This window comes from Bacillus sp. Cr_A10, assembly GCF_029222665.1.
Taxonomy (GTDB): Bacteria; Bacillota; Bacilli; order Bacillales_A; family Planococcaceae; genus Psychrobacillus.
Map to the genome: position 1 here is coordinate 54,013 of NZ_JARHXR010000011.1, position 16,916 is coordinate 70,928.

Genomic DNA, 16,916 nt, shown 5'->3' on the forward strand with positions numbered 1-16,916 from the left:
TCCTCCTCAAAAATTAAACCGACTGCAAAGAGATGCAGCCGGTATCACTTCATCTTTATTCAGAAGCGGGTTGATTTTTAATGGCAGTATCCATAATGTTTTGACGATCTTCTTCTGAAATACCCGCCAATATATCATTAATTTGTTTTGTTAAGTCACTGCCCTTTTTAAGTCCAACTGCAACTGCTGTTTCTTCCTCATCCGCAACAAATCCATCGGTAAATTCAACCATCGCAAAGTTTTCGTTCGCTGATGAAGCACTTATTCCTTCTGGACGCTCAGAAACATAACCATCTAGCATTCCAGATTCTAGTGCTACACGCATTGCAGGGAAGTTATCCATTGCTGGTTGTTTTTCTACACCTTTAATTTGATCTATTACGCCATAATGTGAAGTATTTAATTGTCCTGACACTTTTGCCCCACTAAAATCTTGAATAGAAGTAGCTCCCTCATAAGGTCCACCTTTTTTAACTACCATTACAAAGTTAGAAGTGTAATAGTTTTCAGAGAAGTCGATTGTTTCTTTACGTTCAGCTGTCGGTGACATCCCTGCAATAATTGCATCGATTTTACCTGACTCTAAGGATGGAACTAGTCCGTCCCATTCTGTTTTCACAATAACTAACTCTTTTCCTAATCCTTCAGCAATTTTTTTGGCAATTTCTACATCGTATCCACCTGCATATTCTGCATTGCCGTCAATTTTTACACCGCCGTTTGAATCATCTAATTGAGTCCAGTTGAATGGAGCATATCCTGCTTCCATACCAACTGTAAAAGTGTTGTCGTCACCTTTAGAAGATGATGATTCTGTATTTTCTGTATTACTTGACCCACATGCTGCTAAAAGCATCATGATAGACACGAACATTACTAAAACTATTAGTTTGTTTTTCATTCTATTTCTCTCCTTTTATATATGATTATGTTTTTAACTACTAAAAAAGGACAACTTACATAAAAAAAGACCTGAGATGAACTCAGGTCGCAATATGTATAGTTGCCCTAAATCCTCTACTTTTCCCAAATGAGATAGCACACCACTATAAACCGGGATGTTTATAGCGGACAGTCCTGTAGTTATTCACTACAGACCCAGCAAGTAATACCGAGAACTATTACAAACTTCGGCGACATTTCCTTCTCCCTAGAATCATGGCTTCTCAAACTCCACTAAGGACTGTTAAATATCGCGCCTCTACCCCACTACATAAGTGAGGTCGTATTTAATTATTGTCCATAGTCTACAATAAGAAATACTATCTGTCAATCATTCTAGAAGTAATAACAAGTTTCTGAATTGAAAATAATCTTTTAACAGTAAATACATTTTTTCAAACGCTAAAGGAAATAATAAACTCTAGCTAACTAATCTCAATCGTTATTTTTAAAAAACGTTGGCATTACTGTTATAATAGGTTATGGATGAAGTGGTAGACGAATTTATCAAACAAATGGAAGTGAGTTGTTTTATGAATTAATACAAAAAAGGAGTTGATATTATGGGATCTGTCAAAGTCGCAGATCACAAAGTGTCAGAAGAAATGAAAGATGATTTTTCATTAGATCGAGTGCCTCGAGACCAAAGGAAGATGGGTTGGTTTAGTATTACCAATATCACATTTGGTATCGCAACGGCAATTTTTTATTTTCAAATGGGAAGCGTTATGGCACTTCAATTCGGGGCTATAAATGCTATCATATCCTCCATATATGCGATAATCGTTGCCGGTATACTCGGAACGTTCATAGCTTATCTATCAGCCAAATCCGGGATGAACGTTAACTTATTATCAAGAGGCGGAGGTTTTGGTTACATAGGTGCATCGTTAACCTCATTCATTTATGCAACAAACTTTATCATGTACTGTGCCTTTGAAGGCCTGATTTTAGTTTCCGCAGTTCACACCTTCTTCCCCGCCCTACCTGAATGGGCACTAATCATTTTCTTCGGATCTATTGTTATTCCATTAAATTGGTTTGGTATTAAACAACTAGATAAATTACAAAAATGGTCTTTACCGATTTTCGGTATTTTTTTATTGTGTGCCATCATAATGCCTTTCTTCACTCCAACGGTTTATGAAGGAGCATTTTGGACGTATATGCCAGAAGGAGTACAGGTGGGTGGCCAAGCTTTACTACTTTGTATAGGAATGCAACACGGAATAATGGGTCTGACAGCATTACTCTCTTCAGACTACGCACGTTTTCTTAAACCAAAAGATTTAAAAATTGGATCTTTTGCAATTGGTTTTATTCCACAAATTTTCTGTTTTGGAGTTATGGGTGGTCTTGGTATATGGTTCGGTGTTCGTCTAGGTGAACCAAATCCAGGTGTTTATATCGTTCTACTCTTAGGTTTAGGTGGCGTATTATTCACTATGTTAACTCAGCTTAGAATTAACGTTACTAATATATACAGTAGTTCCCTATCACTTTCTAACTTCTTCGAGAACGTATTTAGATTTACACCAGGCAGACGATTTTGGGTTGTTGTCTCAGGTATTTGTGCAATAGGTTTGATGTTAGGTGGTATTGTGGATCATTTAGATACAGCCATGACATTCCAAGGAGTCTTTTTACTCGCTTGGGCATCGATTCTAGTTACGGATGCCATGATCGTGAAAAAACTATTAAAAATTGGGCCAGGTTATTACGAGGCTCGACACGAATATTTATATAAATGGAATCCTGTTGGAGTAGTATCTTTACTTATCTCAAGTGGTTTAGGTACGATAGCCGCACTAGGTTATATGGGATCATTTCTGGAAAGTACTGCGGCATTCTTCGCAGCACTTCTAGCAGCTATTCTCACCGTGATTTTAGCCATTTTTACAAAAGGTAAATATTATAGCAAAAAGCTTCCTAATGACATTCCTAAGGAAGATTATATTGCATAATAGTTAAAAGATTTTTTCTACCCGCAACTATTAACCATTCAATCAGCTTACCCTTCATTTATTAACTTCCAGATAGCCTTTTAATTCGTTTTTTATACTATATTCTCGCTTCTCTCAGGAGGTAGAGTTTATAGTAGGCTGGTTGCCTAATTGGTTTTACTCTACTTTTACCCTCAAAACTATTTATCCAACAACTCATAGGGTTATTTTGTTTATACAATATTACTAATGCACCTTGTAGTTCTACAGGGTGCATTTTTAATTAATTGATATTATTAACCCAGGACTCTTTACTTCCACAAAACCATATATATAAAGTGAAATATTTTTTACGATAATGATTTCTTTTTAGAGGGGGAATGCGATGAAAAAGATGTGGTTATTAGGGTTTGGTTTTTTTAGCATTAGTATAGGATGGTCTTTATATAATGCGTTTGTTCCCTTTTTTCTGAACGACTTTCTTTCAAGTACTGCATTAATTGGTTTTCTCATGACAATTGATAATTATTTTGCTCTTTTCTTACAGCCATATATAGGAAACAAAAGTGATCGCACACATTCACGCTTTGGTAGACGGATGCCATATCTATTAATTGGTATACCGTTAGCAGCTTTGTTTTATGCACTTATTCCCTTCCACACAAGTTTGACCACATTAGTGATTTTTATGGTAGGAATGAATATATCCATGGCGATATTCCGTTCCCCTACTATTGCGTTAATGCCAGATATTACTCCTGAGGCTAAACGCACGAAAGCAAATGGTGTTATCAATTTTATGGGAGGACTTGGCGGAATTTTAGCTTTCAGTGTAGGCTCTATTCTTTTTGGAGTGGAGGAATCCCTCCCATTTTTAGCGGTCTCAGCAATCTTCCTATTAGCGCTAGTAGTTGTCTTTAATAATATTAATGAAAATAGAGATGCTATTCCTTTTACCATTACAACTAATTCAAAGATAGATTATAAAGCAGAGTTAAATAAACCTACCATCTTTCTTCTAACCGCAATATTCTTTTGGTTTGTAGCAATTCAAGGGATGGAAGCGTTATTTACTTTATATGGTGTAAACGAGCTTAATTTATCCAAGAGCTCATCTGCCTTTTCACTTGCATTTTTTTCATTAAGTTTTGTACTGGCTGCTATACCAAGCGGTATTCTAGGTGCTAGGTTTGGTAAGAAAAAAGTAATCTTAACGGGAGTTATCGGTTTATTTTTTGTCTTCTTTTTATTAAATTGGGTGGAATCCCTTTTTACCCTGCGCTTACTACTATTAATTGGTGGAATGTTTTGGGCATGCATAAATATAAATTCATACCCTTTCATTGTCTCTCTCGGAAGTGAACATAACTTTGGTACTCGAACCGGATTATATTATTTAGTATCTTCATTAGCAGCTATAATTTCACCACCTTCTTTAGGCTTATTAATAGATATATTTGGATATGATGTACTATTTAATGCTACGGCAGTAAGTATGCTTTTTGCATTAGCTTGTATGTGGAAGGTTAAAACCCCTAGAACTAGTCCCGTGCGATTGTAAACTACCAATTGGACAGTCGGTTCTATTTATATATAATCTAATGTATATACTTACCATAAGAGAGTGGAGAAATGATAGTTGAAAAAGATAACGATCTTGCAAACTAGTGATATACATGGAAGCATTTTTCCGATTAATTATGTAAATAACGAACAAGCTAATATTGGCTTAGGGAAATTAGCTACGATAATAAAACAGGAGCGACAATTAAACGAGCAATTAATTTTGATCGATAATGGTGATTTAATTCAAGGAACTCCGCTAACATATTACTATATTCAATTTTTAAAGGATGAAAAAAATCCCATGATCAGCATTTTAAATGAACTGTCCTATGATGCTGCCGTTATTGGAAATCATGAGTTTAATTATGGGTTGGATATATTAAATCAGGCGGTTGAAGAATCCCAGTTTCCTTGGCTATCTGCTAATATCTTAGACACAAATACGGGGAAGCCTTATTTTGGCTGTCCTTATATCATCAAAGAAATTGAATCTGTAAAAATAGCTATTCTAGGTGTTACAACTCATTACATCCCAAATTGGGAAAACGAGCATAATATAACTGGTTTGGATTTTAAGGATTGTCTCCAAGAAACAAAAAAATGGGTTACATATATTAGTGAAAAAGAGCATCCTGACGTATTAATTGTTTCTTACCATGGAGGATTTGAACGAGATCTGGAGACTGGAGAACCAACAGAAAACTTAACGGGAGAAAATCAGGGATATGCCATATGTAAGGAAATTAGTGAAATAGACGTCCTCCTAACAGGGCATCAGCATCGCTCTTTAACTGGCAATTTAAATGGTGTAGTAACTGTTCAGCCGTCTAATAACGGGCAAATGATAAGTAAAGTTACTCTAACGCTAAATAATCAGAACGAGATTATAAATAAATCCTCTGAATTATTAGTAGTAGATAATGTTGAAGCAGATGAAGAGGTTTTAAAAAAGGCTTCTCGTTTTGAAGAAGAAACTCAACATTGGCTGGATCAACCAATCGGCAAAGTAGAAGGCGATATGTTAATCAAGGATCCATTTCTTATTAGAACAAGTGACAATCCTCTAATAGAATTTATTAATAAAGTACAAATGGAAACAGCTGGAGTAGAAATCTCTAATACTTCTCTTTTTAGCAATTCGTCTCCTGGCTTTGAACCAGATGTGACGATGCGCGACATCATTTCTAATTACAAGTATCCAAATACATTAAAGGTGCTTCGATTGTCCGGGCAAGATATAAAAGATGCATTAGAACAAAGCGCACGTTATTTTGTTTTGAATCGAGAAGGAATGCTTGAAGTAAATTCTAATTACATACAACCAAAACCACAGCATTATAATTATGATATGTGGGAAGGCATAGAGTATATTTTAGATATTCGTAACCCAGTTGGAAACAGAGTAACTACATTGAACTACAAAGGTGCTCCTTTAAACCTTCAGCATGAATATGATGTCGTGATGAATAATTATCGTGCTGGTGGCGGTGGAGACTATTTGATGTTTAAGGGCAAAGACATTGTGAAAGATATCCCGATAGACATGTCGGAAATCCTTGCTAACTATATACTGGAGCGAAAAACGATAAAGGCAACAGTTAACCGTAATTGGAAAGTTATCTGGTAGTAATACTAAAAAGCTGGTTCATCCATCAATTGCTTATCTGCTAGAAGGCTGTAAAAATAAGAGGCTGTTCGAATGCCTGCTACTTTCAATATGATGAGTAGGGATTAGATCTTGCAAGTTGAAAATCACCATACTTTGATGATTGTTATATGGTTTGAACATGGGTAGGAATTGTCATTTTACAATTTATAGTAGTAATCATTGGATTGCACATAAAAAATCGCCGTTTCTTTTTGTTGGTTTGGTCACTTACATTATAAGAAATTTGGCGGTTTTTTTGTATACTATCCCGTTTTATTATATTGTTGATTGAATGAAGTAATGGATTTTCGTTTCAGGCGGTGACTCCTGCGGGAAGATAGACAGTCCGAGACCCCGCACGTAGCGTTAGAGAGGAAGGAAGGCTAAGGCCGCCTCTTCAAATGGAAGGCAATCTAAGTTCGCCGCGTTCTGCGACAACGATTGCATGACCCACATCCCTGTGGGCCTCAACGCCTTCATGACCAACATCATGTTGGCCTGAGAAGGCTCGGCGCTCGCCCGCGGAAAGCATCCGTCTGGAACCGAAATCTATCGCACTTTTTAATAAAAGCTATGAAGAAAGAGGCTACCCTTAAAAGTCATTTTTTATGACTTTAAGGACAGCCCCTCTTATTTTTATTATGCTAGTTCTTCCAAAGAAGCATAGTATTTTTCTTCTTTTTCTTTATCGAAACGACCTTCCCATTTAGCCATAACGACTGTAGCCAATGCATTACCTACTACATTTACTACTGTGCGAGCCATATCTAGAAGACGGTCAATACCAGCGATAAACGCAAGTCCTTCTAGTGGGATTCCTACAGTTCCTAGAGTAGCCAATAGTACGACGAAGGAAACTCCTGGTACTCCAGCGATTCCTTTAGATGTTACCATTAATACTAAAACGAGTGTAATTTGTTGCATAATACTCAAATCAATTCCATACATCTGTGCAATAAAAATTGCCGCAATCGCTTGGTATAACGTGGAGCCGTCTAAGTTGAAAGAATATCCTGTTGGTATTACAAAGGAAACAATATCCTTTGGTGATCCAAACTTCTCCATTTTCTCCATTACTTTCGGCAAAACAGTTTCGGAGCTAGATGTAGAATAAGCTAAAAGCAATTCGTCTTTTAATACTTTAATTAGATGGAAGATATTGATACCAACTAACTTTGCAATACCACCTAGTACAACAACAATGAAGAATAGCATAGAAGCGTAAACTAGTATCATTAACTTTCCGAGTGGCAATAAAGATTCCAATCCAAATTTAGAAACAGTAACACCTATTAACGCAAATACACCAAATGGTGCAAATTTCATAATCAAATTAGTTACCCAGAACATAGCATCTGCAGTTCCTTGGAAAAAGGCAAGGACTGGTTTCCCTCTTTCCCCAATAGCAGCTACTCCTAAACCGAATAAGACTGAAAAGAATATAATGGCAAGCATATTACCATCTGCCATAGATTGAACGATATTACTTGGCACAGCATTTACAATTACATCAGCAAATCCATGACTTTGCACTTCTTCACTCGTTTGTACATATTGATCGATATTACCTTTTGATAGTGTGGACATATCAACACCAACACCAGGTTTAAAGATATTAGCTGCTAATAAACCTACAACTATTGCAATAGTCGTAACTATTTCAAAATATATTAATGTTTTTCCGCCAAGCTTCCCTAGTTGCTTAATATCACCTGTTCCAGCAACGCCTAGGATCAACGTAGAAACAATAATCGGTACAACAATCATTTTGATCATATTAATAAAAATAGTACCAATTGGTTGTAAATATTTTTCTACAGCAGGATTACCAAAAAAGATGGCTCCAACAACTATACCTAAAATTAATCCGACTAAAATTTGATATGCCAGAGTAAATTTAAACTTTTTCTTCATGAATCCGTCACCCCTTTTATATTGAAAACGCTTTCTCTCATTCGGAGTAGCTTTTAGAATATATTAAAGGTAACTTACAAAATCCGACGTAATCCGACAAAACATAATATATATTTATTGATTGTATTTATCCTTTGTTTCTAAATACAATACTTGAAGAAACTTTTTAATATTAACTTTTACTCTTGTTGCTACATCAGTTTCTTCATTCATATGTCTCATTTGATTTCTAATTTCTTGAAACTCAAAAAACCGAGGAGCATAATATTCAAAGTTGGGGTTCGTATAATCGATTAAACCCATAGAAGCTAAATTATTCATAGCAGATAGGATCGTTCTACGAATACGCTGCTCGATTGCTCTACTCTCCTTTTTTATATCTGCCGGATGTGTTTTGGAAGCAACAATTTCGTATAGGTCCTTCAATGGTGGTAATTGAACAGATAGTTCCTCTCGCTCCATTAAATATTCTATTATCGAAACAATATCATCACTTCCTGTTTCTCCAATTACCCCTATATCATTTAACATAGACAATACAATTTCTTTTACATTTTGCTGTCTCTTTATCGGTTTGCCTGGAGCAATATTTTCTAATGATTGTCGAATTGCTAGAAGTGAATCTTTTAGTTTAAATTGTTCTGCTGTCTTTTTTAAAATACTTTGTACTTCCACACGATTAATAGGCTTATGTATAAAAAATTCTACTCCTTTTTCATACGCTTCCCCTACCATTTCTTTGTTTACTATTTGGGAAATCATAATAAATTGACCCTGAAATCCTTCCTTTCTCAACTGTTCGATTGTTTCAATACCGTCCAACTCTGGCATTAATAAGTCTATTAGCACAACATCTGGATGCATGGATAGAATAGTTGAGAGGCTACTCGCTCCACTAACTGCCTCACCTATAACAATGCCAAGTTCATGATCAATTATTATATTTTTAAGCATAGTTCTACTAGCTTTATCATCATCTACAATAAAATAACGCAGTTTTATTCCACTCGCTTTCGTATGTTTTCCGTAGGGATATGAATTCGAAAAATGGTTCCAATTGGAGGTGATTCTATTTGAATGGTTCCATTCAACTGTTGAATAATTTCCCTTACATGAGACAGGCCAATACCTGTTGCAGCAACTCCCTGCTCATTATATTTTGTCGTATATCCAGGTTCGAAAATAATGGACTCGTCCTCTTTCAGAATACCCTTACCTGTATCTTTCATAACAAAACAAGTGAATTCAGATTCTTCAAACAGAGTAACCGTAATGTCACCCGAACCAACAATTGCTTCAACAGCATTGGCAGTCAGATTATTTAACACGGCCAATAGAGGAATTTGCTTATCTGTTTCAAAATCGACGGACATGGATAGTTGAAAAGAAATCTTTTTCTTTAATAGTTCACTGTATTTTTCATTTGCACTAATAACAAAGCCCATTACATCTGAAAGAAAGAGAGGTGTTTCTTTTTGTTGCTTCGTTATTTTAGTCAGCCCAGATAAAATCCTCTGAGAATCTTTTTTTACCTCATGAATTTCTTGTGCGATATGTAATGCCTGAATACTAAGTTCATGTAATTCTTTCTTTTTTAAACGCCTATATAAGTCATGGCTAGAGGCAGTTATTTGCTCTATATGATTTAAGGATTTTTGTAAATAAAGGGTTTCTGCATATAGTTCGGAACCTACACCAAGCATTTCTTGCATTTGTTTTTTTTGCTCCGAAACTGTAATAGAACTATATAATCCAACAACAAAATAACTACGAAATAAAGCTACTCCACATATTAAAGCAAAATCCTTGAAACTTAATAAGTCTTGGTGCAATAATCCATGTCTCAAAACATGCTCCGATACGTTTCCAATCACTTCTAACAAGGTTGCCCATGCTCCTAAAATAAGAGGAGAAGATTTATACTTTTCTATTTTGATCAAGTCTAATACCATCGCAAATACAAAGTAAAAGAAAAATGCAGGAAAGTTATTTTTCAAACTTACTACAACTTGAACGCCATCAAGCATCGATTCTTCCAACACACGAAAACACACTACTGTTATACCGGTAACCAAACCGGTTCGTAAATAGGACACTGGTGTCCAAATTAAAATAAGGAGAAAAAATGCAACACTCCCCAGTCCAAAACGAAATGCTTCTTCTTCAAAAGGCACTACCTTGACTTCACTTGCAAGGGTCGTCAGTATGGCCGTAAAAATTAATATAATTTTTTCGCTTCTATTAAGTTTACTTAAAAAGAGGTTGCTTTTAGAAAACATTTCATTCACCTATAACCTATATATTTTATCTTCTATTAAAGATACATCATTTTTCTCTCACAATAAAATCCAACGTAGCAAGCTTAATCTAATTGGTGAAGATTTGCCTTAAAAAAATACCTATAGCTTGTTTCATATCTACTTTGTAGAAACTTTCCTATACATCAACAGTTCACTAATATATATTAAAACAAGGTGATTATATGAAAACATATTTAAACAATTCAAAATTTGTTGCGGGAATAACCCTTAAGGATGAAAACAAACTTGAAAACAACAACATGGCACTTCATGTATGTGAAAATCCTAATAATATATTGGAAAATCGTAAGCTATTAGCCGCTTCCTTACATTGTGAGTTGGATGATTTTGTGTGTGCCAATCAAACACATAGCTCAAATTTCCATCGGGTTACACTTGATGATAAAGGACTTGGTTCTTATCAATCAGATACTGCCATTGCAGATACAGATGCATTATATACTTACGAGCCAAATTTGTTACTATGTAGCTTTACGGCCGATTGTGTGCCAGTGATTTTTTATAATGAAGTAAATGAACTTGTTGGAGTTGTCCATTCCGGTTGGCAAGGTACAGTCAAAGAAATTACTTTGAAACTTTTTAAGCATTTAAAACAAGCGGAACATTGTACAATGAGTGATTTCCAAGTCCAAATTGGTGCAGCATTGAGCCAGGATAAATTTGAAGTCGATAAAGATGTATATGTAAAATTTAAAGACCTTGGCTACGCGGATGATTTTATCTATTACAATAATCAAACGAACAAGTATCATATCGACAACCAGCTAACGGTGAAAAAGCAGTGTGAGCTCGCGGGTATTCCATCTGAGAACATTACTATTGATCCTACCTGTACATTTGTAAGCCCAGAAGGATTCTCCTATCGACAAGACAAAAAAAGTGGCAGACATTTGAGCTTTATAATGAGAAAAAAATAAGCACTTCACTTCGTAGTGATGTGCTTATTTTAATTATTTACGTAAAATATTCAAATTTAGCATTTGGGAAAAATTTCTCCATATAGCCATATAGATGTTCTTTTATATCTTCTTCTTCCTCTTTTTGATAGATGTATTTGCCTATTCCGTATTTCCCCCACTTGTATCTTCTCGAAGTTTCATCCAATTCCAGTTTAGTCATTGGATAGTTTTTTTCAATTACTTTTTTAGCTGGCATTGTAAATCGGTGTTGAATGAATTCAAACGTTATATCATCTCGTGCATCCATAGGTAATTCTGCATTTAGGCGTTCAAACATATGATAGTAGCCTTCCTCCCACCCTTCATGAAGGTAAATAGGAGCTACGATAAAGCCCAAAGGATAACCTGCTCTCTCTACTTTTCCAGCGGCTTCTATACGTTTCTCTAAAGGTGACGTACCTGGTTCAAAGTTTTTAATGACATAATCGGCATTTACACTAAATCGAAACCTTGTTTTTCCATTATGCTTGGCATCTAGCAAATGATCGACATGGTGAAATTTAGTCACAAATCTCAATCTACCTAATTCTGATTGACCAAAATGTTCAATGGCTCTTTTCAAAGAGTGTGTTAAGTGATCGATTCCTACAATATCGGAGGTACAGGATGCTTCAAATCTTGTGATTTCAGGCGCACGCTCATCTATATAACGATCCGCTGCTTCTAGAATCTCATCCACATTCACATATGTACGAATATATGGCTTACTTCCCATAGTAGTTTGCAAATAACAATAATGGCAATGCCCCATGCACCCTGTAGCAAAAGGTATAGCATATTCAGCAGAAGGCTTGGACGTATCAAACTTAAGTGTTTTTCGAATACCAACGACTAGGGTCGACTTTGCAATACGGTATCTTTGAAAATCATTGTCCCCAGGTAAATTTCGTACCTGGTTATGGGAAGTCGTATAACGAATTTCTGTCCCCAGCTTTTCAAATTTTTCTTTTAGTTCTTGGCCAAGTGGATATTCCAATGCATTCGGTTCAAAATATACTAGCTGTGGTGTAAATGGTTTTCTCATTTGTTATCTCCCTTTTAATGAAAATACTGACGATACGCTTGTTCAGCATCTGTTTCATTTGCATAAATGGCCATTTCAGTAGTTAAAGGGTAATATGTTTCATAAAGAAAAAGCGCTAATTCTTCCGGGTTTTCCGGGTTGTTTACAACAGCCGCTTCTTGTATATTCGCTACGTCCTGTATATGTGGATTTCGGTAAAATATATAGACAATATCACCAGCATTATAATCGTAATGCATATGTCATCACCTTCCTCGTATCTTTTTAATAGCTTGGCTAAAGAAGAGGAGATTATTTACTAATTGTTAATAAAAAAACATTAAGCTCGTCGAAAAAAAATGCCATCCTCATTCGGCGTGCCGCATATTGTAAAAAATATTGGTAGCAGCAAAGCCGTCGTTTTAATATCCGTCTATTCAGATACCGAGCTTAACGACATGTTCTAAATTTATCTATAAAAGCAATCTTGACTCATTCACAGTCATTATTGCTTTTTTTACTTCCTTTCTTTCTAATTCCCGTAAAGAATTAAAATCATAATACGCTCTTCCATTTCATATTCTTATATAATGTGAAATTTTAATGAAGGGAAGATACGAAATGGACGTATATGTTAGAGGCGGGGATTCAATTTGGTATTTTAGCCAATTATTTAAGATTCCCCTACAGCTTATTAACGATTCTAATAGAAACATTAACCCCCAAATACTTTCGATAGGTCAACTTATACAAATTCCGGGATACGTTGTTACCAACTATCAAATCAGGCCTGGAGACTCCATCTGGTCCATTGCCCAAAACCGAAACCTTCCACTCGATGCAATTCTGCTTGTTAATCCTGGACTTAGTACAAATCGTCTCCAAATCGGGCAGACCATAAGCGTTCCTCTTAGAGTTACTTGGAGACTTGTAAACGGTAAGCAAAATTATGACTACGATACAATGAGAAACGATATAAGACGATTACAGACTGTATACCCATTCCTGCAAGTTTCTTCTATTGGAAAGACTGTATTAGATCGGGAAATACCGGAGGTTCTAATAGGAAATGGGGATAAAAGAGTTCACTTCAACGGTTCATTTCATGCTAATGAATGGATTACTACTCCCATCACTATGACATTTTTAAATGATTATTTGCTATCCTTAACAAACCAAAAGACGATTCGAGGTATTGAAACATCCCCTTTATATACACAAACCACATTTTCCATCGTGCCGATGGTGAACCCGGATGGTGTAAACTTGGTCATAAATGGACCTCCTGCAAATGAGCCATGGAGTAGTAGAGTGATTGAATGGAATAATGGCAGTTCGGACTTTTCTGGATGGAAAGCAAATATACGTGGAGTAGATCTGAACGATCAATTTCCTGCTAAGTGGGATTTGGAAAGAGCACGCAATCCAAAAACTCCGGGACCACGCGATTATGGTGGGGAAAGTCCATTGTCCGAACCAGAGGCTATTGCAATGGCAGACCTAACAAGAAGAAGGGATTTTGCAAGAGTACTTGCTTTCCATACACAAGGGGAAGTTATTTATTGGGGATTTGAAGACCTCGAGCCTCCTGAAACGGAAGTTCTTGCTATGGAATTTAGTAGAGTCAGTGGTTATGAGCCTATACAAACAATTGAAAGCTATGCAGGTTATAAAGACTGGTTTATTCAGGATTGGCGAAGACCTGGTTTTACTATTGAGCTTGGAACAGGAACAAATCCGCTACCCCTTACTCAGTTTGACGAAATCTATGAAGAGTCATTGGGGATTTTTCTGTCAGCTTTATATTTATAATTACACACTCTAGTTTCATTAAACGGCTTTGTAAAAATACACTTTTTATTAATCATTACATATGATGCATTAATGAAATCGTTTAGGGGGAGTCTTTATAATTATTCATGTGGTAATCGCAGGCGAAACGCTTTGGCAAATTGCAAATCGTTATGCTGTAAATATGAATTCGATTGTTCGTGTAAATGGTTTACCAAATCCAAATCAATTAATCATTGGACAGTCGTTAGTTATTCCTGTTTCTGGTACAACTCATATCATTAAATATGGGGAAACATTATGGTCTATCGCACAACAATATGGAGTTACTATTCAATCGATTATTCAAGCAAACAATCTAACAAATCCAAACGCTCTATATCCAGGTGGAAAGCTAATTATTCCACCTATTATACACATAGTGCAGCCGGGAGAGACGTTAGGGCCAATTGCGAACCGTTACGGTACTACAATTCAAGCTATTATTATTGAAAACACAATAGAAAACCCGAATTTGATATATGCCGGAATGCGCTTAGTTATTCCCAGACCAAAGCCGACTATAGAAGTAAATGCCTATTCGTACCAATCAAACGAAGATGCTATCAATTCACTGAATGAAGTTGGTCCTCTCCTCACTTATTTTAGTCCCTTTGCTTATATGATTAAGGAAGATGGAACATTACAAATGATGAATGATCAGGCTATGGTCGATGCAGCAATTTCTAAAAATATAGTTCCCATGATGTCGATTACGAATTTCTCCTCAACAGAGGCTGGTTCCAATTTATCACATGTCATTTTGTCTAGTGCGGATTTACGAGAAAAGCTAATTACCAACGTACTACAAGTGATGGATGCTAAGGGCTATAAAGTATTGAATATCGATTTTGAAAATGTATTACCTGAAGATCGTGAGAATTATAACACTTTCCTACAATTGGCTGTTGATCGTCTCCATCCGAAAGGCTATTTAGTATCCACCGCTCTTGCACCAAAAACTAGTGCAACACAAGGTGGTTTATTATACGAAGCACACGATTATGAGGCACATGGGAGGATTGCAGATTTTGTGGTCTTGATGACATATGAATGGGGATATCGATTAGGACCTCCACAAGCCATCTCTCCTATTAACCAAATGAGAAGAGTTGTAGAATATGCCCTATCTGTCATGCCTGCTGAAAAAATATTTTTAGGCTTTCAAATTTATGCTCGGGATTGGCTTCTCCCCCACGTTCAAGGTCAAGAAGCAGAAACATTTAGTCCTCAAGAGGCTATAAGAAGAGCTATAAAATATGGCACAGTCATTCAATATGATACAACCGCACAGTCTCCGTTTTTCCGCTATGTAGATGAGCAAGGCCGTCGTCATGAAGTATGGTTTGAAGATGCACGAAGCGCTCAAGCCAAGTTTGACTTGGCCAAACAACATAATCTTCGCGGTATCAGTTACTGGGCTTTAGGTTATCCATATCCACAAAACTGGACATTATTATATGATAATTTTACGATTAAAAAGGGATTATCCTAAAAACGTCCATTAGCGATATAATTCGAAAAATAATATAGTGAAAATAGATGCCGAATTAAAAAGGAGCATCTATTTTTTTGCTTAAATAGTTTAAGTAATCCTAATTTATTTTTCTGAAATACGAATAAATTTTCTCTAATTTTTTCGCATGATTGCCCTTTGGACTTTCCATATTACCAAATTCGAAAAATTTCACTTTTTTGATTCCTACAAAATTAAATAATGCTCTTTTCATCAAAATCTTATGACTATTGTTTAAGAGAAATAACGGATAATTCGTAGGACCTTTCATAGTGGAAATACAAACTACAGACTTTCCTTTCAATAGCCCTTCTGGTAAAAGCCCTCCATTCTCCTTATAAGCAAAATTCGAAGCAAATAATTGATCTATATATCCCATAAGCATTGCTGGTGGCCTTCCCCACCAAATTGGATAGATAAAAACAATCTTATCCGCCCACAGCAATTGTTTCCTATATTTTTCAAAGTTTGGATCGCTATGCATATCGCGTCTTCGTTTTGACTCATTGAATTCGAGGATTGGATTAAATCCTTCCTCATATAAATCTAATATTTGTATTTCACTTATAACAGGACTTTCACTACTTCCTTTTAATACTTTTTGCAAAAATGAATAGCTTAAACTTCGATGATTTGGATGTGTGTAAATAATTAACATTTTCATTAAGCTCACCTCTTACTTATCATTTGATAAGTAAATAATAAACTCAATTAATTTAGTTGTCAAATGATAATTGTATTATGATAACATTTTTGCTATCTTTTTAATTAGAGGTGATAAATATGAACAAAAATAATCTTTTTCATAAATTTGTGGCGTTTACAACTTCAGTTCATCGCGTTACACACGAGTTAACAAAAAATGCAAAGTTAGATACAATCACACCCGTGCAATATAATATTCTCGAATATGTATATGTCAGTCAGCCTGTTACCCCAAGCGAAATTAGTGATTGTCAGTATATGTCAATGCCCAATACAAGTCGAGAGCTCAAAAAATTGAGTGAAAAAAATTTAATAAATAAATTTGGGGATATAGAGGATCGAAGAAAACAGTATATCCGACTCTCTAAAGAGGGCGAAACCATGATGAATTCAGCGTTTCAATTGATAGAGTCTGATTTTTTAAAAAGAATTAAAGATGCTTCTAAGGAAGATTTAGAGGAAATTGAAAAAGCCTTAGACATTCTTCACAAAAAAGTTTTTTATTAATATTTATATAAAAATAGTGCCAGGACATATTCTTATGTACCTGGCACGTAAACTAAATTCTA

General features: G+C 35.6%; 14 protein-coding genes and 1 riboswitch. Of the genes, 7 read left to right on the plus strand and 7 right to left on the minus strand.

Annotation, left to right across the window (positions count from 1 at the left end; genetic code table 11):
* Positions 1-55: 55 nt before the first annotated feature.
* The gene (locus P2Q73_RS13410; protein ID WP_056831356.1) at positions 56-901 is read right to left on the minus strand and encodes a transporter substrate-binding domain-containing protein; all 846 of its coding nucleotides are present in this window, start codon (positions 899-901) and stop codon (positions 56-58) included.
* A gap of 127 nt (positions 902-1,028) precedes the next feature.
* A riboswitch (Lysine riboswitch) is annotated at positions 1,029-1,212 on the minus strand.
* A 293-nt stretch (positions 1,213-1,505) separates the two neighbouring features.
* Between P2Q73_RS13410 and P2Q73_RS13415 the strand changes: the two genes are divergently transcribed.
* The 3 genes from P2Q73_RS13415 to P2Q73_RS13425 all read left to right on the plus strand — a co-directional run bounded on the left by P2Q73_RS13415 (position 1,506) and on the right by P2Q73_RS13425 (position 6,078).
* Entirely contained in the window at positions 1,506-2,906 is a 1,401-nt protein-coding gene (locus P2Q73_RS13415; RefSeq protein ID WP_275788045.1) for a purine-cytosine permease family protein, read from the plus strand.
* Positions 2,907-3,270: 364 nt separating this feature from the next.
* Entirely contained in the window at positions 3,271-4,446 is a 1,176-nt protein-coding gene (locus tag P2Q73_RS13420; RefSeq protein ID WP_275788047.1) for an SLC45 family MFS transporter, read from the plus strand.
* Between the two features lie 78 nt (positions 4,447-4,524).
* Positions 4,525-6,078, plus strand: coding sequence for a bifunctional metallophosphatase/5'-nucleotidase (locus tag P2Q73_RS13425; RefSeq protein ID WP_275788050.1), 1,554 nt, complete (start codon positions 4,525-4,527; stop codon positions 6,076-6,078).
* A 660-nt stretch (positions 6,079-6,738) separates the two neighbouring features.
* On the opposite strand, the gene P2Q73_RS13430 is transcribed toward P2Q73_RS13425, so the two are convergent.
* The 3 genes from P2Q73_RS13430 to P2Q73_RS13440 form a co-directional block, all read right to left on the minus strand.
* Complete coding sequence (locus P2Q73_RS13430; RefSeq protein WP_056831363.1) at positions 6,739-8,013, minus strand: cation:dicarboxylate symporter family transporter; 1,275 nt, start codon at positions 8,011-8,013, stop codon at positions 6,739-6,741.
* A gap of 114 nt (positions 8,014-8,127) precedes the next feature.
* The gene (locus P2Q73_RS13435; protein ID WP_275788185.1) at positions 8,128-9,009 is read right to left on the minus strand and encodes a response regulator; all 882 of its coding nucleotides are present in this window, start codon (positions 9,007-9,009) and stop codon (positions 8,128-8,130) included.
* A 2-nt stretch (positions 9,010-9,011) separates the two neighbouring features.
* The gene (locus P2Q73_RS13440; protein WP_275788052.1) at positions 9,012-10,292 is read right to left on the minus strand and encodes a sensor histidine kinase; all 1,281 of its coding nucleotides are present in this window, start codon (positions 10,290-10,292) and stop codon (positions 9,012-9,014) included.
* Positions 10,293-10,495: 203 nt separating this feature from the next.
* On the opposite strand from P2Q73_RS13440, the gene pgeF reads away from it, so the two are divergent.
* Positions 10,496-11,251 (plus strand): peptidoglycan editing factor PgeF, encoded by a 756-nt coding sequence (gene pgeF / locus P2Q73_RS13445; RefSeq protein WP_275788054.1) that lies wholly within the window; start codon positions 10,496-10,498, stop codon positions 11,249-11,251.
* Positions 11,252-11,288: 37 nt separating this feature from the next.
* Here the strand turns inward: pgeF and splB are convergent, their stop codons facing one another.
* Both splB and P2Q73_RS13455 read right to left on the minus strand, forming a co-directional pair.
* Positions 11,289-12,317, minus strand: a complete 1,029-nt coding sequence (gene splB / locus P2Q73_RS13450; RefSeq protein ID WP_275788056.1) for a spore photoproduct lyase — start codon at positions 12,315-12,317, stop codon at positions 11,289-11,291.
* 14 nt (positions 12,318-12,331) lie between these two features.
* Positions 12,332-12,556, minus strand: a complete 225-nt coding sequence (locus P2Q73_RS13455) for a transcriptional regulator SplA domain-containing protein (RefSeq protein ID WP_053591186.1) — start codon at positions 12,554-12,556, stop codon at positions 12,332-12,334.
* A gap of 361 nt (positions 12,557-12,917) precedes the next feature.
* Between P2Q73_RS13455 and P2Q73_RS13460 the strand changes: the two genes are divergently transcribed.
* Both P2Q73_RS13460 and P2Q73_RS13465 read left to right on the plus strand, forming a co-directional pair.
* Positions 12,918-14,108: a M14 family metallopeptidase gene (locus P2Q73_RS13460; RefSeq protein WP_275788060.1), complete on the plus strand. Its 1,191-nt coding sequence runs from the start codon at positions 12,918-12,920 to the stop codon at positions 14,106-14,108.
* A 97-nt stretch (positions 14,109-14,205) separates the two neighbouring features.
* Positions 14,206-15,621: a LysM peptidoglycan-binding domain-containing protein gene (locus tag P2Q73_RS13465; protein WP_275788187.1), complete on the plus strand. Its 1,416-nt coding sequence runs from the start codon at positions 14,206-14,208 to the stop codon at positions 15,619-15,621.
* 100 nt (positions 15,622-15,721) lie between these two features.
* Here the strand turns inward: P2Q73_RS13465 and P2Q73_RS13470 are convergent, their stop codons facing one another.
* Positions 15,722-16,306, minus strand: a complete 585-nt coding sequence (locus P2Q73_RS13470; protein WP_275788063.1) for an NAD(P)H-dependent oxidoreductase — start codon at positions 16,304-16,306, stop codon at positions 15,722-15,724.
* Positions 16,307-16,425: 119 nt separating this feature from the next.
* Between P2Q73_RS13470 and P2Q73_RS13475 the strand changes: the two genes are divergently transcribed.
* Entirely contained in the window at positions 16,426-16,854 is a 429-nt protein-coding gene (locus P2Q73_RS13475) for a MarR family winged helix-turn-helix transcriptional regulator (protein ID WP_275788066.1), read from the plus strand.
* Positions 16,855-16,916: the final 62 nt, after the last annotated feature.